General features: G+C 53.0%; 19 protein-coding genes. All 19 read left to right on the forward strand.

Annotated elements, in window-relative coordinates; all coding sequences use genetic code 11:
• Positions 1–106 precede the first annotated feature (106 nt).
• The 19 genes from asnC to pstB all read left to right on the forward strand — a co-directional run bounded on the left by asnC (position 107) and on the right by pstB (position 19,322).
• Entirely contained in the window at positions 107–565 is a 459-nt protein-coding gene (asnC, locus tag C1N69_RS22575) for a transcriptional regulator AsnC (protein ID WP_008500198.1), read from the forward strand.
• A gap of 90 nt (positions 566–655) precedes the next feature.
• A complete protein-coding gene (gene mioC, locus C1N69_RS22580; RefSeq protein WP_155031890.1) occupies positions 656–1,105 on the forward strand; it encodes an FMN-binding protein MioC in 450 nt (149 codons plus the stop codon).
• A gap of 374 nt (positions 1,106–1,479) precedes the next feature.
• Positions 1,480–3,369 (forward strand): tRNA uridine-5-carboxymethylaminomethyl(34) synthesis enzyme MnmG, encoded by a 1,890-nt coding sequence (gene mnmG, locus C1N69_RS22585; RefSeq protein WP_045285347.1) that lies wholly within the window; start codon positions 1,480–1,482, stop codon positions 3,367–3,369.
• 105 nt (positions 3,370–3,474) lie between these two features.
• Positions 3,475–4,098, forward strand: a complete 624-nt coding sequence (rsmG, locus tag C1N69_RS22590; RefSeq protein ID WP_025756957.1) for a 16S rRNA (guanine(527)-N(7))-methyltransferase RsmG — start codon at positions 3,475–3,477, stop codon at positions 4,096–4,098.
• Between the two features lie 616 nt (positions 4,099–4,714).
• Positions 4,715–5,095 carry a F0F1 ATP synthase subunit I gene (atpI, locus tag C1N69_RS22595; protein WP_008500194.1) on the forward strand — a complete coding sequence of 127 codons (381 nt, stop codon included), beginning with the start codon at positions 4,715–4,717 and terminating at the stop codon, positions 5,093–5,095.
• Positions 5,096–5,103: 8 nt separating this feature from the next.
• The gene (atpB, locus tag C1N69_RS22600) at positions 5,104–5,919 is read left to right on the forward strand and encodes a F0F1 ATP synthase subunit A (protein WP_008500193.1); all 816 of its coding nucleotides are present in this window, start codon (positions 5,104–5,106) and stop codon (positions 5,917–5,919) included.
• Positions 5,920–5,968: 49 nt separating this feature from the next.
• On the forward strand, positions 5,969–6,208 hold the full coding sequence (gene atpE / locus C1N69_RS22605; protein ID WP_000429386.1) for a F0F1 ATP synthase subunit C: 240 nt from the start codon (positions 5,969–5,971) through the stop codon (positions 6,206–6,208).
• Positions 6,209–6,256: 48 nt separating this feature from the next.
• Complete coding sequence (gene atpF, locus C1N69_RS22610) at positions 6,257–6,727, forward strand: F0F1 ATP synthase subunit B (RefSeq protein ID WP_003862370.1); 471 nt, start codon at positions 6,257–6,259, stop codon at positions 6,725–6,727.
• A gap of 14 nt (positions 6,728–6,741) precedes the next feature.
• Positions 6,742–7,275, forward strand: a complete 534-nt coding sequence (gene atpH, locus C1N69_RS22615; protein WP_013099407.1) for a F0F1 ATP synthase subunit delta — start codon at positions 6,742–6,744, stop codon at positions 7,273–7,275.
• Positions 7,276–7,287: 12 nt separating this feature from the next.
• The gene (gene atpA / locus C1N69_RS22620) at positions 7,288–8,829 is read left to right on the forward strand and encodes a F0F1 ATP synthase subunit alpha (RefSeq protein ID WP_025756958.1); all 1,542 of its coding nucleotides are present in this window, start codon (positions 7,288–7,290) and stop codon (positions 8,827–8,829) included.
• A 51-nt stretch (positions 8,830–8,880) separates the two neighbouring features.
• A complete protein-coding gene (gene atpG / locus C1N69_RS22625) occupies positions 8,881–9,744 on the forward strand; it encodes a F0F1 ATP synthase subunit gamma (RefSeq protein ID WP_025756959.1) in 864 nt (287 codons plus the stop codon).
• 31 nt (positions 9,745–9,775) lie between these two features.
• Positions 9,776–11,158, forward strand: coding sequence for a F0F1 ATP synthase subunit beta (gene atpD, locus C1N69_RS22630; RefSeq protein WP_003862362.1), 1,383 nt, complete (start codon positions 9,776–9,778; stop codon positions 11,156–11,158).
• A 20-nt stretch (positions 11,159–11,178) separates the two neighbouring features.
• A complete protein-coding gene (locus C1N69_RS22635; RefSeq protein ID WP_006177560.1) occupies positions 11,179–11,598 on the forward strand; it encodes a F0F1 ATP synthase subunit epsilon in 420 nt (139 codons plus the stop codon).
• A gap of 138 nt (positions 11,599–11,736) precedes the next feature.
• A complete protein-coding gene (gene glmU / locus C1N69_RS22640) occupies positions 11,737–13,107 on the forward strand; it encodes a bifunctional UDP-N-acetylglucosamine diphosphorylase/glucosamine-1-phosphate N-acetyltransferase GlmU (protein WP_155031891.1) in 1,371 nt (456 codons plus the stop codon).
• A gap of 225 nt (positions 13,108–13,332) precedes the next feature.
• Positions 13,333–15,162, forward strand: coding sequence for a glutamine--fructose-6-phosphate transaminase (isomerizing) (gene glmS / locus C1N69_RS22645; protein WP_048990817.1), 1,830 nt, complete (start codon positions 13,333–13,335; stop codon positions 15,160–15,162).
• Positions 15,163–15,482: 320 nt separating this feature from the next.
• A complete protein-coding gene (gene pstS / locus C1N69_RS22650) occupies positions 15,483–16,523 on the forward strand; it encodes a phosphate ABC transporter substrate-binding protein PstS (RefSeq protein ID WP_008500186.1) in 1,041 nt (346 codons plus the stop codon).
• Positions 16,524–16,651: 128 nt separating this feature from the next.
• A complete protein-coding gene (gene pstC, locus C1N69_RS22655) occupies positions 16,652–17,611 on the forward strand; it encodes a phosphate ABC transporter permease PstC (RefSeq protein WP_008500185.1) in 960 nt (319 codons plus the stop codon).
• The gene (gene pstA / locus C1N69_RS22660) at positions 17,611–18,501 is read left to right on the forward strand and encodes a phosphate ABC transporter permease PstA (RefSeq protein WP_008500184.1); all 891 of its coding nucleotides are present in this window, start codon (positions 17,611–17,613) and stop codon (positions 18,499–18,501) included. Before pstC ends, pstA begins: the two co-directional genes overlap by 1 nt.
• A gap of 47 nt (positions 18,502–18,548) precedes the next feature.
• Entirely contained in the window at positions 18,549–19,322 is a 774-nt protein-coding gene (pstB, locus tag C1N69_RS22665) for a phosphate ABC transporter ATP-binding protein PstB (RefSeq protein ID WP_008500183.1), read from the forward strand.
• The last annotated feature ends 2 nt before the right edge of the window (positions 19,323–19,324 follow it).

Here is a 19,324-nt window from a genome sequence, read left to right on the forward strand (position 1 = left end):
TGCCACCTTATTCAATAACCCATCAACAAAAAGCCCCCTTCACTTTTGATTCGTCAAAATAAGACGCTAGAATAGAGGGAATCATTAATCTTCATAAGAAAAAGCTATGGAAAATTATCAGATCGACAATCTCGACCGCGGCATTCTGGAGGCGTTAATGGCTAATGCCCGTACCGCCTACGCCGAACTGGCGAAACAGTTTGGCGTCAGCCCCGGCACCATTCATGTTCGCGTAGAAAAGATGAAACAGGCGGGGATCATTACCGGCGCGCGTATTGACGTCAGCCCTAAGCAGCTGGGTTATGACGTGTGCTGCTTCATTGGCATTATTCTTAAAAGCGCCAAAGACTATCCTTCAGCACTGGCGAAGCTGAACGCGCTGGATGAAGTCACCGAGGCCTACTACACCACCGGGCACTACAGCATCTTTATTAAAGTCATGTGCCGATCCATCGACGCCCTCCAGCAGGTACTTATCAACAAGATCCAAACAATCGATGAAATTCAGTCCACTGAGACACTGATCTCACTGCAAAACCCGATCATGCGTACCATCCGCCCGTGATCGGGCAAATTCATTCCCACATTTTCCACAGGTAGATCCCAGCTCGTTCACAGCGTACAATGGCCGTCTCTTTATCTGAGCGAGCGATCAATGGCGGACATTACCCTTATCAGCGGCAGCACCCTTGGCGGTGCGGAATACGTAGCGGAACATCTGGCTGAAAAGCTGGAAGATGCGGGCTTTTCCACACAACCCCTGCACGGCCCGTTGCTTGAAGATCTCCCGACTGACGGGGTCTGGCTGCTGATTACCTCCACGCACGGCGCGGGCGATCTGCCGGATAACCTGCAACCTTTATATGACGAACTGCTGGAACAACAGCCTGACCTGTCAAACGTCCGTTTTGGCGCAGTGGGGATCGGCAGCCGTGAATATGACACTTTTTGCGGGGCTATCGAGAAAGTTGAAGCCGCTGTTACCGCTTGTGGGGCAAAACAGTTGGGTGAAACCCTCAAGATCAACATCCTCGATCATGACATTCCGGAAGATCCGGCTGAGATCTGGCTCGCGGAATGGAAAAATTTACTCAAAAACGATTAAAGATCGCGCGAACGGATGTGGATAACTCTGGTTAAAAGCTCGTATTAACCCGTAGTTATCCAAAGAACAACCGTAGCGTCGATTTTGACCTGTGCATAAAGTCGCGATCTGATCCCAGCTTATACTGGCCAGGATCACCGATCATTCACAGCAAACGATCCTTTCTAACTGCATGATCTTCTTTATGAGATCGGACTTATCCACACAGGTTCGCGATCCTAATAAGAGATCACAATAGAACAGATCTCTAAATAAAAAGATCTTCTTTTTAATAGCCCAGGATCCCAATGCTTTCTCGAAAGACTAAAGTTGAGTAGAATCCACGGCCCGGGCTTCAATCCATTTTCATACCGCTTTACGCGAGGCAGACCACCATGTTTTATCAGGATCCTTTTGACGTCATCATCATTGGCGGGGGTCACGCAGGCACTGAGGCCGCAATGGCCGCAGCGCGTATGGGTCAGCAGACCCTGCTTTTGACACACAATATCGACACGCTGGGACAAATGTCCTGTAATCCGGCGATTGGCGGCATTGGGAAAGGACACCTGGTAAAAGAAGTGGATGCACTTGGCGGCCTGATGGCGAAAGCGATCGATCATGCAGGCATCCAGTTTAGGATACTAAACGCGAGCAAAGGTCCCGCTGTGCGCGCGACCCGTGCGCAGGCAGACCGCGTGCTCTACCGTCAGGCGGTACGAACCGCCCTGGAGAACCAGCCGAATCTGATGATCTTCCAGCAGGCTGTTGAAGATCTTATCGTCGAGAACGATCGCGTCGTTGGCGCGGTGACCCAGATGGGCCTCAAATTCCGCGCGAAGGCCGTGGTGTTGACCGTGGGGACATTCCTTGATGGTAAAATACATATCGGTCTGGATAACTACAGCGGTGGCCGTGCCGGCGATCCGCCCTCTATCCCGCTGTCTCGCCGTCTGCGTGAACTGCCGCTGCGCGTCAGTCGCCTGAAAACCGGTACGCCTCCGCGTATTGATGCACGCACCATTGATTTTAGCGTGCTGGCGCAACAGCACGGTGATAACCCAATGCCGGTCTTCTCGTTTATGGGCAATGCGGCGCAGCATCCGCAGCAGGTGCCGTGCTACATCACGCACACCAACGAGAAAACCCACGATGTGATCCGCAATAACCTCGATCGCAGCCCAATGTATGCCGGCGTGATCGAAGGGATCGGCCCGCGCTACTGCCCGTCGATCGAAGACAAAGTGATGCGCTTCGCCGATCGTAACCAGCATCAGATCTTCCTTGAGCCTGAAGGGCTCACCTCGAACGAAATTTACCCGAACGGTATCTCCACCAGCCTGCCATTCGATGTTCAGATGCAAATTGTTCGTTCAATGCAGGGGATGGAGAACGCAAAAATCGTTCGCCCTGGCTACGCTATTGAGTACGATTTCTTCGATCCACGTGACCTGAAGCCAACCCTGGAGAGCAAATTCATCCACGGTCTGTTCTTCGCGGGCCAGATTAACGGTACCACCGGTTACGAAGAAGCGGCGGCACAGGGCCTGCTTGCCGGTCTGAACGCTGCACGTTTCTCAGCCGAGAAAGAGGGCTGGGCGCCAGGCCGTTCTCAGGCCTATCTGGGCGTGCTGGTTGACGACCTCTGCACCCTGGGTACCAAAGAGCCGTACCGTATGTTTACTTCTCGCGCGGAATATCGCCTGATGCTGCGTGAAGATAACGCCGACCTGCGTCTGACCGAAATCGGCCGTGAGCTGGGTCTGGTGGATGACGAACGCTGGGCACGCTTCAACGAGAAACTGGAGCGTATCGAGCAGGAACGTCAGCGCCTGAAAACGACATGGGTTAATCCGCAGGCGGAAACAGCAGCTGAAGTGAACGCTCACTTAACTGCGCCGCTCTCTCGCGAAGCCAGCGGCGAAGATCTGCTGCGTCGCCCGGAAGTGACCTATGAAAATCTGGTGAAACTCACCGCGTTCGCGCCAGGCCTGGAAGACGCTGAAGCGGCAGAGCAGGTTGAAATTCAGGTGAAATACGAAGGTTACATCGCGCGTCAGCAGGATGAGATTGAAAAACAGCAGCGTAACGAAAATACGCTTTTGCCGGAAATGCTGGACTACCGTCAGGTGACAGGCCTTTCCAACGAAGTGATCGCCAAGCTGAACGATCATAAGCCGGTGTCGATCGGCCAGGCATCCCGTATTTCCGGTGTCACCCCCGCCGCGATTTCGATCCTGCTGGTGTGGCTGAAAAAGCAGGGCATGCTGCGCCGCAGCGCGTAACGTTTGAACATCGCCCGGTGGCGCTGCGCTTACCGGGCCTACTGAACCCGTAGGGCGGGTTAGCGAAGCGCCACCCGCCAGTTAGCATCTCAACAGGTATTCACCGTGCTCAATAAACTCTCTCGTCTGCTGGATCAGGCAGGTATTTCGCTCACCGATCACCAGAAAACTCAGCTGGTGGCCTATGTCGATATGCTGAACAAATGGAACAAAGCGTACAATCTGACGTCTGTTCGGGACCCTAACGAGATGCTGGTTCGCCATATTCTCGACAGCATCGTGGTGGCGCCGTATCTGAACGGTGAGCGTTTTATCGATGTGGGCACGGGCCCGGGTCTGCCGGGGATTCCGCTGTCGATTGTTCGTCCTGATAGCCATTTCACGCTACTGGACAGCCTTGGCAAGCGCGTGCGCTTTTTACGTCAGGTACAGCATGAGCTGAAGCTTGAGAACATCACGCCCGTGCAGAGCAGGGTAGAGGAGTTCCCGGCGGAGCCGCCGTTTGACGGGGTTATCAGCCGTGCCTTTGCTTCTCTTAATGACATGGTGAGCTGGTGTAAGCACTTACCGGCAGAGCATGGCCGTTTTTATGCGCTTAAAGGACAGTTACCTGGCGAGGAAATTGAACAGCTTCCGGACGGTTTTGCGGTCGAGTCTATTGAGAAATTACACATTCCTCAGCTCGAAGGGGAGCGTCATCTGGTGATAATTAAGCCAAACAATTTTTAAAAATTTAATAAAAAATGTGGAATTAGTGCTGTTCTGACCATGTTAAAAAACAGCACAAGTCATAGGGATTTATCGGTGAGCCGTTAACCTCTTTTTCACTAAGGTTTTTCTTACGGTTAACGTGGCGGCGGTTATTTTCCGTGAAGATAGTCATCTGTGAAAATATAAGTCTGCTAAAAGTGGAAGGCAGTAACCAGAATGCAATGTTAATTATTTATTAAGAATGTCAATAAAAGGTTTTTATTGTGTACCGGGCTGTTTTGAAAATAGTTACGGTATTTTGCGTTTAATTTCATAAAGATAAATTTTCACGATTTGCGCCTTTGATAAATACAACCTTATCGCAAATGTGTGTTTTGTGATCCCGTGCACGCTTTATCGCCAACGTTTTCGCGCTGTTTGCAGTTTTGGTCGAAGGTTGGTGCTTTGCGCGAAAGTTAAAAAATAGCGGTGGGGAAAAATATTTAAACATTTATTCACCTTTTCGCTACTTAATGTTTGAAATCACGGGTGCGCACCGTATAATTTGACCGCTTTTTGATGCTTGACTCTGAGCCTTAAAGGACGTTTTATACGACACGCGGCATACCTCGAAGGGAGCAGGAGTAAAAACGTGATGTCTGTGTCGCTCTTGAGTAGAAACGTTGCTCGTAAGCTTCTGTTCATTCAGTTTCTGGCTGTGATAGCAAGTGGACTGCTGTTTAGCCTCAAAGACCCCTTCTGGGGCATCTCCGCCGTGTGCGGGGGTTTGGCGGTTGTGCTGCCAAACGTGTTGTTTATGATTTTTGCCTGGCGTCATCAGGCGCATACACCCGCCAAAGGCCGCGTGGCCTGGTCCTTCGCTCTCGGCGAAGTGTGTAAGGTGTTGCTGACCTTTGCTCTACTGGTGATGGCGCTGGCGGTTTTGAAAGTGGTCTTCATGCCGCTGATAGCAACGTGGGTTTTGGTGCTGGTGGTACAAGTTCTGGCTCCAGCTGTAATCAATAACAAAGGGTAAAAGGCATCATGGCTTCAGAAAATATGACGCCGCAGGATTACATAGGTCACCATCTGAATAACCTTCAGCTGGACCTGCGTACATTCTCGCTGGTGGATCCACATAACCCCCCGGCCACCTTCTGGACGATCAACATCGACTCCATGTTCTTCTCGGTGGTTTTGGGTCTTCTGTTCCTGGCCATGTTCCGCGGTGTTGCTAAAAGAGCGACCAGCGGTGTACCAGGGAAATTCCAGACATTCATCGAAATGATCATCGGCTTCGTCCATGGCAGCGTCAAAGACATGTACCATGGTAAGAGCAAGCTGATTGCTCCGCTGGCCCTGACCGTGTTCGTTTGGGTCTTCCTGATGAACCTGATGGACCTGCTGCCAATCGATCTGCTGCCGTTTATCGGCGAGCACATCTTCGGCCTGCCTGCGCTGCGTGTTGTACCGTCTGCTGACGTGAACATCACCCTGTCGATGGCGCTGGGCGTGTTTATCCTGATTCTTTTCTACAGCATCAAAATGAAAGGCGTAAGCGGCTTTGTGAAAGAGCTTACCTTGCAGCCGTTCAACCACTGGGCGTTTATTCCGGTCAACCTGATCCTGGAAGGCGTTAGCCTGCTGTCCAAACCTGTTTCTCTGGGTCTGCGACTGTTCGGCAACATGTATGCGGGTGAGCTGATTTTCATTCTGATCGCGGGTCTTCTGCCGTGGTGGTCACAGTGGGTTCTGAATGTGCCGTGGGCCATTTTCCACATCCTGATCATTACGCTGCAAGCCTTTATCTTCATGGTTCTGACGATCGTCTATCTGTCGATGGCGTCTGAAGAGCACTGATTTTTTACCAACACTACTACGTTTTAATTGAAACAAACTGGAGACTGTCATGGAAAACCTGAATATGGATCTGCTGTACATGGCTGCCGCTGTGATGATGGGTCTGGCGGCTATCGGTGCTGCGATCGGTATCGGCATCCTCGGGGGCAAATTCCTGGAAGGCGCTGCGCGTCAACCTGATCTGATTCCTCTGCTGCGTACTCAGTTCTTTATCGTTATGGGTCTGGTGGATGCTATCCCAATGATCGCTGTAGGTCTGGGTCTGTACGTGATGTTTGCTGTCGCGTAGTAGTAGTTTTAAAACCCTAAGCCACAGAAATTAAAGAGGTATTGTGCTGTGAACATGAACGCAACAATCCTCGGCCAGGCCATCGCGTTTATTCTCTTTGTCTGGTTCTGCATGAAGTATGTATGGCCGCCTTTAATGGCTGCCATCGAAAAACGTCAGAAAGAAATTGCTGACGGTCTGGCTTCTGCAGAACGCGCTAAGAAAGATTTGGACCTTGCACAGGCCAACGCGACAGACCAGCTGAAAAAAGCGAAAGCGGAAGCTCAGGTTATCATCGAACAGGCTAACAAACGCCGTTCGCAGATCCTGGACGAAGCCAAAGCTGAAGCAGAACAGGAACGTACTAAGATCGTGACACAGGCTCAGGCTGAAATTGAAGCTGAGCGTAAACGTGCTCGTGAAGAACTGCGTAAGCAGGTTGCGATTCTGGCTGTTGCTGGCGCCGAGAAGATCATCGAACGTTCCGTGGATGAAGCTGCTAACAGCGACATCGTGGACAAACTTGTCGCTGAACTGTAAGGAGGGAGGGGCTGATGTCTGAATTTGTTACGGTAGCTCGCCCCTACGCCAAAGCAGCTTTTGACTTTGCTGTCGAACACCAAAATGTCGATCGCTGGCAGAATATGCTGGCGTTTGCCGCTGAGGTGACGAAAAACGAACAAATGGCCGAGTTGCTTTCCGGTGCGTTAGCACCTGAAACTCTCGCCGCGTCGTTTATCGCCGTGTGCGGAGAGCAACTGGATGCCAACGGCCAGAACCTGATCAAGGTGATGGCAGAAAATGGTCGTCTCCGTGTGCTCCCGGATGTTCTCGAGCAGTTTGAGCACTTACGTGCCCTTAGTGAAGCTACCGCTGAAGTTGAAGTCACTTCTGCGACTGAACTGAGTCATGAACAGCTTGCGAAAATTACCGCCGCGATGGAAAAACGTCTGTCACGCAAAGTTAAGCTGAATTGCAAAATCGATAAGTCTGTAATGGCAGGCGTAATCATCCGCTCGGGTGATATGGTCATTGATGGCAGCGTACGCGGCCGTCTTGAGCGCCTTGCAGACGTCTTGCAGTCTTAAGGGGACTGGAGCATGCAACTGAATTCCACCGAAATCAGCGAACTGATCAAGCAGCGCATTGCTCAGTTCAATGTTGTGAGCGAAGCTCACAACGAAGGTACTATTGTTTCTGTAAGTGACGGTGTTATCCGCATCCACGGCCTGGCCGATTGTATGCAGGGTGAGATGATTTCCCTGCCGGGTAACCGTTACGCTATCGCACTGAACCTGGAGCGCGACTCCGTAGGTGCTGTTGTGATGGGTCCATACGCTGACCTCGCCGAAGGCATGAAGGTTAAGTGTACTGGCCGTATTCTGGAAGTGCCGGTTGGCCGTGGCCTGCTGGGTCGCGTTGTTAACACCCTGGGTGCGCCAATCGACGGTAAAGGTCCGGTTGAGCACGATGGCTTCTCCCCAATCGAAGTTATCGCACCAGGCGTTATCGACCGTCAGTCCGTAGATCAGCCTGTTCAGACAGGTTATAAGTCCGTTGATGCCATGATCCCAATCGGTCGTGGTCAGCGTGAACTGATCATCGGTGACCGTCAGACCGGTAAAACCGCGATGGCAATCGACGCCATCATCAACCAGCGTGATTCCGGCATCAAATGTGTGTACGTGGCCATCGGCCAGAAAGCGTCCACCATTTCTAACGTGGTTCGTAAACTGGAAGAGCACGGCGCACTGGCTAACACCATTGTTGTTGTGGCGACTGCTTCTGAATCTGCTGCTCTGCAATACCTGGCACCATACGCCGGTTGCGCAATGGGTGAATACTTCCGTGACCGCGGTGAAGATGCGCTGATCGTATACGATGACCTGTCTAAACAGGCTGTTGCTTATCGTCAGGTTTCCCTGCTGCTCCGTCGTCCACCTGGACGTGAAGCGTTCCCTGGCGACGTATTCTACCTCCACTCTCGTCTGCTGGAGCGTGCTTCCCGCGTTAACGCGGAATACGTCGAGAACTTCACCAAAGGTGAAGTGAAGGGTAAAACGGGCTCTCTGACCGCGCTTCCGATCATTGAAACCCAGGCGGGTGACGTTTCTGCGTTCGTTCCGACCAACGTAATCTCCATTACCGATGGTCAGATCTTCCTGGAAACCAACCTGTTTAACTCCGGTATTCGTCCGGCAGTTAACCCGGGTATCTCCGTATCCCGTGTTGGTGGTGCTGCTCAGACCAAGATCATCAAGAAACTGTCCGGTGGTATCCGTACCGCGCTGGCACAGTATCGTGAACTGGCTGCGTTCTCTCAGTTCGCATCCGATCTGGACGAAGCAACCCGTAAACAGCTGAGCCACGGTCAGAAAGTGACCGAGCTGCTGAAGCAGAAACAGTACGCACCAATGTCTGTTGCTCAGCAGGGCCTGGTACTGTTCGCGGCTGAACGCGGTTACCTCGAAGATGTGGAACTGGCGAAAATCGGTAGCTTCGAAGCCGCTCTGCTGGCTTACGCTGACCGTGATCACGCTCCGCTGATGCAAGAGATCAACCAGACCGGTGGCTATAACGACGAAATCGAAGGCAAGCTGAAAGCTATCCTCGATTCCTTCAAAGCAACCCAATCCTGGTAATCGTCCGGCGGCTTGTCTCAGGACAAGCCGCCTGGCATTGAGGAGAAGCTCATGGCCGGCGCAAAAGAGATACGTAGTAAGATCGCAAGCGTCCAGAACACGCAAAAGATCACTAAAGCGATGGAGATGGTCGCCGCTTCCAAAATGCGTAAATCGCAGGATCGCATGGCGGCCAGCCGTCCTTATGCAGAAACCATGCGCAAAGTGATTGGTCACCTTGCAAACGGTAATCTGGAATATAAGCACCCTTACCTGGAAGAACGCGACGTTAAGCGCGTGGGCTACCTGGTGGTGTCGACCGACCGTGGTCTGTGTGGCGGCTTGAACATTAACCTGTTCAAAAAACTGCTGGCGGATATGAAAGCATGGTCTGAAAAAGGCGTTCAGTGCGATCTCGCATTGATCGGCTCTAAAGGCGTCTCTTTCTTTAACTCCGTTGGTGGCAACATTGTCGCTCAGGTGACCGGTATGGGTGATAACCCGTCCCTGTCCGAACTGATCGGCCCGGTTAAAGTGATGTTGCAGGCTTATGATGAAGGCCGTCTGGACAGACTGTACGTTGTCAGCAACAAATTCATTAACACCATGTCTCAGGTTCCAACGCTCACTCAGATGCTGCCGTTACCGGCATCAGAAGATGACGAGCTGAAGCAAAAAGCCTGGGATTACCTGTATGAACCCGATCCGAAACCGCTGCTGGATACCCTGCTGCGTCGTTACGTTGAATCACAGGTTTATCAGGGCGTTGTAGAAAACCTGGCCAGCGAGCAGGCCGCACGAATGGTGGCGATGAAAGCCGCGACCGATAATGGCGGCAGCCTGATTAAAGAGCTGCAGTTGGTTTACAACAAAGCTCGTCAGGCCAGCATTACTCAGGAACTCACCGAGATCGTCTCGGGGGCCGCCGCGGTTTAACCAGGTTTACGAATTACGTAGAGGATTCAAGATGGCTACTGGAAAGATTGTCCAGGTAATCGGCGCCGTGGTGGACGTCGAGTTCCCTCAGGACGCCGTACCACGCGTGTACGACGCGCTTGAGGTACAGAATGGTAACGAGAGCCTGGTGCTGGAAGTTCAGCAGCAGCTCGGCGGCGGTATCGTGCGTACCATCGCGATGGGTTCTTCCGACGGTCTGCGTCGTGGTCTGGAAGTAAAAGACCTTGAGCATCCGATCGAAGTCCCGGTAGGTAAAGCTACACTGGGTCGTATCATGAACGTATTGGGTCAACCAATCGACATGAAAGGCGACATCGGTGAAGAAGAGCGTTGGGCTATCCACCGCGCGGCACCTTCCTACGAAGAGCTGTCCAGCTCTCAGGAACTGCTGGAAACCGGCATCAAAGTTATCGACCTGATGTGTCCGTTTGCGAAGGGCGGTAAAGTGGGTCTGTTCGGTGGTGCGGGTGTAGGTAAAACCGTAAACATGATGGAGCTGATCCGTAACATCGCGATCGAGCACTCCGGTTACTCCGTATTTGCGGGCGTAGGTGAACGTACTCGTGAGGGTAACGACTTCTACCACGAAATGACCGACTCCAACGTTCTGGACAAAGTATCCCTGGTTTACGGTCAGATGAACGAGCCACCAGGAAACCGTCTGCGCGTTGCGCTGACTGGCCTGACGATGGCTGAGAAGTTCCGTGACGAAGGCCGTGACGTTCTGCTGTTCGTCGATAACATCTATCGTTATACCCTGGCCGGTACGGAAGTATCTGCACTGCTGGGTCGTATGCCTTCAGCGGTAGGTTATCAGCCGACTCTGGCGGAAGAGATGGGTGTTCTTCAGGAACGTATCACCTCTACCAAAACCGGTTCTATCACCTCCGTTCAGGCGGTATACGTACCTGCGGATGACTTGACTGACCCATCTCCAGCCACCACCTTTGCGCACTTAGATGCAACCGTGGTACTGAGCCGTCAGATCGCGTCTCTGGGTATCTACCCGGCCGTTGACCCGCTGGACTCCACCAGCCGTCAGCTGGATCCACTGGTTGTTGGTCAGGAACACTACGACACCGCGCGTGGCGTACAGTCCCTGCTGCAGCGTTACCAGGAACTGAAAGACATCATCGCCATCCTGGGTATGGATGAACTGTCTGAAGAAGACAAACTGGTGGTAGCACGTGCGCGTAAGATCCAGCGCTTCCTGTCCCAGCCGTTCTTCGTTGCGGAAGTATTCACCGGTTCTCCAGGTAAATACGTTTCCCTGAAAGACACCATCCGTGGCTTTAAAGGCATCATGGAAGGCGAATACGATCACCTGCCAGAGCAGGCGTTCTACATGGTTGGTTCCATCGAAGAAGCTGTGGAAAAAGCCAAAAAACTTTAACGCCTTAATCGGAGGGTGATATGGCAATGACTTACCACCTGGACGTCGTCAGCGCAGAGCAACAAATGTTCTCTGGTCTGGTCGAGAAAATCCAGGTAACGGGTAGTGAAGGTGAGCTGGGTATTTTCCCGGGTCACGCACCGCTGCTCACCGCCATTAAGCCTGGTATGATCCGCATCGTTAAACAGTTCGGTCACGAAGAGTTTATCTATCTGTCCGGCGGCATTCTTGAAGTGCAGCCTGGCAGTGTGACCGTTCTGGCCGATACCGCTATTCGTGGCCAGGATCTCGACGAAGCGCGAGCCCTGGAATCGAAGCGTAAGGCTGAAGAGCACATTAGCAGCTCTCATGGTGACGTGGATTACGCTCAGGCGTCTGCGGAGCTGGCCAAAGCGATCGCGAAACTGCGCGTTATCGAGTTGACCAAAAAAGCGATGTAACACCGGCTTGAAAAGCACAAAAGCCAGTCTGGATCCCAGGCTGGCTTTTTTTTTGTCGCTTAATTCATGATGAAAAAGATGTAGAATTTTAATCATCAAACGTTTTTACTTCTCACTCAAACTACCGTCAGGATGCGTATGTCAAACAGTGTGATGAGCGTGGTGATCCTTGCCGCAGGCAAAGGTACCCGCATGTATTCCGATCTGCCTAAAGTGCTTCATACACTGGCAGGAAAGCCAATGGTGCAGCATGTCATTGATGCCGCTAATGAATTGGGCGCCCGTCAGGTTCACTTGGTCTACGGCCACGGTGGCGATCTGCTTAAAAAGACGCTAAGCGACGACAAGCTCAATTGGGTACTTCAGGCTGAACAGCTGGGTACCGGTCATGCAATGCAGCAGGCCGCACCGTTCTTTACGGATGACGAAGACATTCTGATGCTGTACGGCGACGTCCCGCTGATCGCTACCGATACGCTGACGCGTCTGCGCGATGCCAAACCGCAAGGCGGTATTGGTTTGTTAACCGTCGTGCTGGACGATCCAACCGGCTACGGTCGAATTACGCGTGAAAACGGCAACGTAACGGGGATCGTTGAACACAAAGATGCCAGCGACGAACAGCGCGAGATTCAGGAGATCAACACCGGTATCCTGATTGCTAATGGTGCTGATTTAAAACGCTGGTTGTCGAAACTCAACAACAACAACGCGCAGGGTGAATACTACATCACCGACATCATTGCGATGGCGTACCAGGAAGGGCGCGAGATTGTGGCGGTACAACCGGCACGTATCAGCGAAACCGAAGGGGTGAATAACCGTCTTCAACTTTCCCGTCTTGAGCGCGTTTATCAGTCCGAACAGGCCGAGAAACTCCTTCTGGCTGGCGTGATGCTGCGCGATCCGGCACGTTTCGACCTGCGTGGCACGTTATCTCACGGGCGCGACGTTGAAATTGATACTAACGTTATCCTGGAAGGTCATGTCACGCTGGGTAACCGCGTCAAAATTGGTGCTGGCTGCGTGATTAAAAACAGCGTCATCGGTGACGATTGCGAAATTAGCCCCTACAGCGTGGTGGAAGATGCCCGTCTGGATGCGGCTTGTACCATTGGTCCATTTGCACGTCTGCGTCCTGGCGCTGAGCTGCTGGAAGGCGCTCACGTGGGTAACTTCGTTGAGATGAAAAAAGCGCGTCTGGGTAAAGGCTCAAAAGCCGGTCATTTAACCTATCTGGGCGACGCGGAAATTGGTGACAACGTCAATATTGGCGCAGGCACAATCACCTGTAACTATGACGGCGCGAATAAGTTTAAAACCATCATCGGTAATGATGTGTTCGTTGGCTCCGACACCCAGCTGGTGGCACCGGTGACTGTGGGTAACGGCGTAACGATTGCTGCCGGAACGACGGTGACACGTGACGTCGCGGATAACGAGCTGGTATTAAGCCGCGTACCGCAGGTGCACAAGCAGGGCTGGAAACGCCCGGTGAAGAAAAAGTAACAACAAGGCGGGTGGCGCTACGCTTACCCGCCCTACGATTGAGTAGGCCTGATAAGGCGTAGCCGTCATCAGGCAAACCCGGGTGAGGAGATAAATATATATCTCCCCCCACAGGCAGTACCCATAAAAATAACCCCACTCTCTACAAGGCTCGGGGCGCCCGGAAAGGGCAAATACAGGTCAGCGACAACGCAGGCATCATGCCTAAATTCGGAATCTAAAATTATGTGTGGAATTGTTGGCGCAGTTGCGCAGCGTGATATTGCTGAAATCCTTCTCGAAGGTTTACGTCGTCTGGAATACCGTGGTTACGACTCTGCCGGTCTGGCTGTTGTCGATGCAGAAGGTCATATGACCCGTCTGCGCCGTCTCGGTAAAGTGCAGATGCTGGCCCAGGCCGCGGAAGAACATCCGCTGCACGGTGGTACTGGTATTGCGCACACCCGCTGGGCGACGCACGGCGAACCGTCTGAAGGCAACGCGCACCCGCATGTGTCTGAACACATCGTGGTGGTGCATAACGGCATTATCGAAAACCACGAACCGCTGCGCGAAGAACTGAAAGCGCGTGGCTATACCTTCGTCTCTGAAACCGACACCGAAGTGATTGCTCACCTGGTGCACTGGGAGCTGGAGCAGGGCGGTACACTGCGTGACGCGGTGCTGCGTGCTATCCCTCAGCTGCGCGGTGCGTACGGTACGGTGATCATGGACTCCCGCGACCCGTCCACGCTGCTGGCCGCGCGTTCCGGTAGTCCAATGGTTATCGGTCTGGGTATGGGTGAAAACTTTATCGCCTCTGACCAGCTGGCACTTCTGCCGGTGACCCGTCGCTTTATCTTCCTGGAAGAGGGCGATATCGCGGAAGTGACCCGCCGCAGCGTGACCGTATTCGATACCAAAGGCGAGCAGGTGAAACGCCAGGAGATCGAATCTAACCTGCAGTACGACGCGGGCGACAAAGGCGCTTATCGTCACTACATGCAGAAAGAGATTTACGAGCAGCCAAACGCCATCAAAAATACCCTGACCGGGCGCATTAGCCACGGTGAAGTGGATCTGAGTGAGCTGGGTGCTAACGCGAACGAACTGCTCAGCAAGGTTGAGCACATTCAGATCGTAGCCTGCGGCACCTCCTACAACTCCGGTATGGTCTCTCGTTACTGGTTTGAATCCCTGGCGGGCGTGCCGTGCGACGTCGAAATCGCCTCGGAATTCCGCTACCGCAAATCCGCGGTGCGTCGCAACAGCCTGATGATCACCCTTTCTCAGTCTGGTGAAACGGCAGATACTCTGGCCGCGCTGCGTCTCTCAAAAGAACTGGGTTACCTGGGCTCTCTGGCCATCTGCAACGTTCCGGGCTCTTCGCTGGTGCGTGAATCCGATCTGGCGCTGATGACCAAAGCCGGTACTGAAATCGGCGTGGCCTCTACCAAAGCGTTTACTACTCAGCTGACGGTTCTGCTGATGCTGGTGGCGAAACTGGCGCGTCTGAAAGGTGAAGATGCCTCTGTTGAGCATGACATCGTTCATGGTCTGCAGGCGCTGCCGAGCCGTATTGAGCAGATGCTCTCCCAGGACAAACGCATTGAAGCGCTGGCGGAAGATTTCTCTGACAAACATCACGCCCTGTTCCTGGGCCGTGGCGATCAGTATCCGATTGCGCTGGAAGGCGCGCTGAAACTGAAAGAGATCTCTTACATCCACGCTGAAGCCTATGCGGCAGGCGAGCTGAAACACGGTCCGCTGGCGCTGATTGATGCTGATATGCCGGTCATCGTTGTAGCCCCTAACAACGAACTGCTGGAAAAACTGAAATCTAACATCGAAGAAGTGCGCGCCCGCGGTGGTGTCCTGTACGTCTTCGCCGACAAAGATGCCGGTTTTGTCAGCAACGACAACATGCACATCATCGAGATGCCGCATGTAGAAGAGGTAATTGCCCCGATCTTCTACACCGTTCCGCTGCAGCTGCTGGCCTATCACGTTGCGCTGATCAAAGGCACTGACGTTGATCAGCCGCGTAACCTGGCGAAATCTGTCACCGTAGAATAATCCCTCCAGGCTCCACCTTCGGGTGGAGCTTTTTTACCCCACCTGGTTTGTTTTTAATCAATCCTTTCACGTTTTTATTGATGACAATTTGTCATCTTCAGCTACTTTTTCAGTGTCACATAAAGAAAAAATTTCTGAAAATGTCTTGTCATAAATGCGGCTAACACGATGAAAATTAAGCTTTCTTTTGCTGGTTTTTAAGTGAAATTTCCATTGTCATAAAACTGTCATAATTCGTACATTTATCTGTCACCTGTTTGTCCTATTTTGCTCATCGTAGCCACTAAACAACGATTTACGAAAATCTTGCAGGAGACATTATGAAAGTTATGCGTACCACTGTCGCAACTGTTGTCGCCGCGACCTTATCTCTGAGCGCGTTCTCTGTATTTGCAGAAGCAAGCCTGACTGGCGCTGGTGCAACCTTCCCTGCGCCGGTGTATGCCAAATGGGCGGATACCTACCAGAAAGAAACCGGTAACAAGGTTAACTATCAGGGTATCGGCTCCTCCGGTGGCGTGAAACAAATTACCGCTAACACGGTTGATTTCGGCGCATCAGATGCTCCGCTGTCTGATGACAAACTGGCTCAGGAAGGCCTGTTCCAGTTCCCTACCGTGATCGGTGGTGTGGTTCTGGCTATCAACCTGCCGGGCGTAAAGTCGGGTGAGCTGGTGCTGGACGGCAAAACGCTGGGTGACATCTACCTGGGCAAAATCAAAAAATGGGATGACGAAGCGATCGCTAAACTCAACCCTGGCCTGAAGCTGCCTTCTCAGAACATCGCTGTGGTTCGCCGCGCGGACGGTTCCGGTACCTCTTTCGTCTTTACCAGCTACCTGGCAAAAGTGAACGAAGAGTGGAAATCTAAAGTTGGTTCCGGCTCTACCGTTAACTGGCCAACCGGTCTGGGCGGTAAAGGGAACGACGGCATCGCTGCGTTCGTACAGCGTCTGCCAGGTTCAATTGGCTACGTAGAGTATGCGTACGCGAAGCAGAACAACCTGTCCTACACCAAACTGGTTTCTGCCGACGGCAAACCGGTTAGCCCGACCGAAGAGAACTTTGCCAACGCCGCGAAAGGCGCTGACTGGAGCAAATCTTTCGCTCAGGACCTGACTAACCAGAAAGGCGAAGGTGCGTGGCCAATCACCTCTACCACCTTCATTCTGGTCCACAAAGAGCAGAAGAAACCTGAGCAGGGCGCTGAAGTGCTGAAGTTCTTCGACTGGGCGTACAAAAACGGTGGCAAACAGGCTAACGCTCTGGACTACGCTACCCTGCCGGACAACGTGGTTGAGCAGATCCGTGCTGCATGGAAGACCAACGTCAAAGACAGCAGCGGTAAAGCGCTGTACTAACAGGATATATTTAACGAAGATGGCGGGTGGCGCTGCGCTTACCCGCCCTACGGTTTACTCTGTAGGCCCGGTAAGCGTCAGCGCCACCGGGCATATTCGTAAAAACGTCTCAAACAGAAGAGTAATTTATGGCTGCAACCAAGCCTGCATTTAACCCTCCGGGTAAAAAAGGTGACATGATTTTCAGCGCGCTGGTCAAACTGGCTGCGCTGATTGTGCTATTGCTGCTGGGCGGCATTATCGTGTCCCTGATTTTCTCCTCCTGGCCGAGCATTCAGAAATTCGGTTTCTCCTTTCTGTGGAGTAAAGAGTGGGATGCGCCGAACGATATCTACGGTGCACTGGTGCCGATTTACGGTACGCTGGTGACCTCGTTCATCGCCCTGCTGATTGCGGTTCCGGTAAGCTTCGGTATTGCCCTGTTCCTGACGGAGCTGGCGCCGGGCTGGCTCCGTCGTCCACTGGGGATCGCCATCGAACTGCTGGCGGCCATTCCAAGTATCGTATACGGCATGTGGGGCCTGTTTATCTTTGCGCCGCTGTTCGCCACGTACTTCCAGGAGCCGGTGGGTAATGTCCTCTCTGCCATTCCGTTTGTGGGGGCCCTGTTTTCTGGCCCGGCTTTCGGTATTGGTATTCTGGCGGCAGGTGTGATCCTCGCCATCATGATTATTCCGTACATTGCGGCGGTCATGCGCGATGTCTTCGAACAAACGCCGGTGATGATGAAAGAGTCGGCCTATGGCATCGGCTGCACTACCTGGGAAGTGATCTGGCGCATTGTCCTTCCGTTCACCAAAAATGGGGTGATCGGGGGCGTGATGCTGGGCTTAGGTCGTGCGCTGGGTGAAACCATGGCGGTCACCTTTATTATCGGTAACACCTATCAGCTCGACAGCGCTTCGCTCTATATGCCGGGTAACAGCATTACCTCTGCGCTGGCGAATGAATTTGCCGAAGCGGAATCAGGTCTGCACGTCGCAGCGCTGATGGAACTGGGGCTCATTCTGTTCGTTATCACCTTCATCGTTCTGGCGATTTCCAAGCTGATGATTATGCGCCTCGCTAAAAATGAGGGGGCACGCTAATGGCAACTCTCGAAATGCAAGCTACCGCTGAGCTGGCGGAATCCCGCCGTAAAATGCAGGCCAGACGCCGCATGAAAAACCGCATTGCGCTGACGCTCTCAATGGCGACGATGGCGTTCGGTCTGTTCTGGCTGGTCTGGATCCTGTTCTCCACCGTCGTGCGCGGAATTGACGGGATGTCACTGTCGTTGTTCACCGAAATGACGCCGCCGCCGAACACGGCGGGTGGTGGTCTGGCGAATGCCCTGGCGGGCAGCGGTTTGCTGATCCTGTGGGCGACGGTCTTTGGTACGCCGCTCGGCATCATGGCGGGTATCTACCTGGCGGAATACGGTCGTAAATCCTTGCTGGCGGAAGTCATTCGTTTCATTAACGACATCCTGCTCTCGGCCCCGTCTATCGTGGTGGGTCTGTTTGTGTACACCGTCGTGGTGGCGCAGATGGAACACTTCTCCGGCTGGGCGGGTGTGATTGCCCTTGCGCTGCTGCAGGTACCGATTGTTATCCGTACCACCGAGAACATGCTGAAACTGGTGCCGGACAGCCTGCGTGAAGCGGCTTACGCGCTGGGTACGCCGAAATGGAAGATGATCTCGGCGATTACATTGAAAGCGTCCGTCTCCGGGATCATGACCGGTATCCTGCTGGCGGTGGCTCGTATTGCGGGTGAAACGGCGCCGCTGCTTTTTACGTCTCTCTCCAACCAGTTCTGGAGCACGGACATGATGCAGCCGATCGCCAACCTGCCGGTGACGATCTTTAAATTTGCGATGAGCCCATTCGCGGAATGGCAGCAACTGGCCTGGGCCGGGGTGCTGATCATTACCCTTTGCGTACTGTTGCTGAACATTCTGGCGCGCGTCATTTTCGCGAAGAAGAAACACGGTTAATTTTTTACGGCGCGGCAGCTCGCGGCGCCGAATGAGGAAATGAGTCAATGAGTATGGTTGATACTGCCCCGGGTAAGATTCAGGTTCGTGATTTGAACTTCTACTACGGCAAATTCCATGCCCTGAAGAACATCAACCTGGATATCGCGAAGAACCAGGTCACGGCATTTATCGGTCCGTCTGGCTGTGGGAAATCCACGCTGCTGCGTACCTTTAACAAAATGTATTCACTCTATCCGGAGCAGCGCGCTGAAGGTGAAATCATCCTGGATGGCGAAAATATTCTGACCCAGGCTCAGGATATCGCCCTGCTGCGCGCCAAAGTGGGGATGGTGTTCCAGAAACCCACGCCGTTCCCGATGTCCATTTATGACAACATCGCCTTTGGCGTGCGCCTGTTTGAAAAACTCTCCCGTGCCGATATGGACGAGCGCGTGCAGTGGGCTTTGACCAAGGCCGCATTATGGAACGAAACCAAAGATAAGTTGCACCAGAGCGGTTACTCTCTCTCCGGTGGTCAGCAGCAGCGTCTGTGCATTGCGCGTGGTATCGCGATTCGCCCGGAAGTACTGTTGCTGGATGAGCCCTGTTCAGCGCTGGACCCGATTTCAACTGGTCGTATTGAAGAACTCATTACTGAGCTGAAGCAGGATTACACCGTGGTTATCGTAACCCATAACATGCAGCAGGCTGCGCGTTGTTCCGATCACACGGCATTTATGTATCTGGGCGAGTTGATTGAGTTCAGTAACACGGACGATCTGTTCACCAAGCCCGCGAAGAAACAAACCGAAGATTATATTACTGGCCGCTACGGTTGATT

The organism is Enterobacter sichuanensis (assembly GCF_009036245.1).
GTDB lineage: Bacteria > Pseudomonadota > Gammaproteobacteria > Enterobacterales > Enterobacteriaceae > Enterobacter > Enterobacter sichuanensis.

Coding starts and splice junctions, on each gene's coding strand:
- atpG (WP_025756959.1), top strand. CDS start 8,881: ATGGCCGGCGCAAAAGAGATACGTAGTAAGATCGCAAGCGTCCAGAAC.
- atpE (WP_000429386.1), top strand. CDS start 5,969: ATGGAAAACCTGAATATGGATCTGCTGTACATGGCTGCCGCTGTGATG.
- pstC (WP_008500185.1), top strand. CDS start 16,652: ATGGCTGCAACCAAGCCTGCATTTAACCCTCCGGGTAAAAAAGGTGAC.
- atpH (WP_013099407.1), top strand. CDS start 6,742: ATGTCTGAATTTGTTACGGTAGCTCGCCCCTACGCCAAAGCAGCTTTT.
- atpD (WP_003862362.1), top strand. CDS start 9,776: ATGGCTACTGGAAAGATTGTCCAGGTAATCGGCGCCGTGGTGGACGTC.
- atpI (WP_008500194.1), top strand. CDS start 4,715: ATGTCTGTGTCGCTCTTGAGTAGAAACGTTGCTCGTAAGCTTCTGTTC.
- mioC (WP_155031890.1), top strand. CDS start 656: ATGGCGGACATTACCCTTATCAGCGGCAGCACCCTTGGCGGTGCGGAA.
- asnC (WP_008500198.1), top strand. CDS start 107: ATGGAAAATTATCAGATCGACAATCTCGACCGCGGCATTCTGGAGGCG.
- atpB (WP_008500193.1), top strand. CDS start 5,104: ATGGCTTCAGAAAATATGACGCCGCAGGATTACATAGGTCACCATCTG.
- pstA (WP_008500184.1), top strand. CDS start 17,611: ATGGCAACTCTCGAAATGCAAGCTACCGCTGAGCTGGCGGAATCCCGC.
- atpA (WP_025756958.1), top strand. CDS start 7,288: ATGCAACTGAATTCCACCGAAATCAGCGAACTGATCAAGCAGCGCATT.
- glmU (WP_155031891.1), top strand. CDS start 11,737: ATGTCAAACAGTGTGATGAGCGTGGTGATCCTTGCCGCAGGCAAAGGT.
- pstB (WP_008500183.1), top strand. CDS start 18,549: ATGAGTATGGTTGATACTGCCCCGGGTAAGATTCAGGTTCGTGATTTG.
- pstS (WP_008500186.1), top strand. CDS start 15,483: ATGAAAGTTATGCGTACCACTGTCGCAACTGTTGTCGCCGCGACCTTA.
- mnmG (WP_045285347.1), top strand. CDS start 1,480: ATGTTTTATCAGGATCCTTTTGACGTCATCATCATTGGCGGGGGTCAC.
- glmS (WP_048990817.1), top strand. CDS start 13,333: ATGTGTGGAATTGTTGGCGCAGTTGCGCAGCGTGATATTGCTGAAATC.
- C1N69_RS22635 (WP_006177560.1), top strand. CDS start 11,179: ATGGCAATGACTTACCACCTGGACGTCGTCAGCGCAGAGCAACAAATG.